The 452-nt window shown below is 38.9% G+C and carries 1 protein-coding gene; it reads left to right on the top strand.

Annotated features, from left to right (window positions below):
* Nucleotides 1-142 precede the first annotated feature (142 nt).
* Nucleotides 143-452, top strand: a 310-nt coding sequence (locus QOR82_RS09165; protein ID WP_283584426.1) for a transposase, incomplete at its 3' end; no start/stop codon positions are given.

Here is a 452-nt window from a genome sequence, read left to right as displayed (position 1 = left end):
AGTCCCTAATAATAAAGAGAGATGGATAAATCCTTCGGATTTCATTCGTCTCTCTTTTCCTTTAAAATATAAGTATGTGGCAAAATAAAAAGACGTCGACCACCACTCGACGTCTTAAATACCCTCGAAAGGATATGCAAAAATGCAAAACAATTATAACATTAATCAGCTTAGTTTGCCTATGGCAACTGAATTTCAACCGGAAAGAAATCATCCTGCTTACTATATTCATCAACTTGTTGAAAACCTAGCAGTCTCGCGGCCTAATGTTATGGGGCGCCCACGAGAATATGATCCGCGAATGCTTTTAAAATTGGTTTTGCTAGCTTATAGTTACGGGATCGTTTCCTGTCGTAAAATTGAAAGATTCGCACGTGAGAATATTGTTGCCATGTGGTTAACTCAGGAACAGTGCCCTACTTACCGGACAATTGCGAGATTCATCATCTCTA

The organism is Limosilactobacillus difficilis (genome assembly GCF_947387495.1).
In the GTDB taxonomy this organism is placed as follows: domain Bacteria; phylum Bacillota; class Bacilli; order Lactobacillales; family Lactobacillaceae; genus Limosilactobacillus; species Limosilactobacillus difficilis.
Note: the sequence above shows the minus strand (reverse complement) of the source record. Positions and strands in the feature narration are given on the sequence as shown.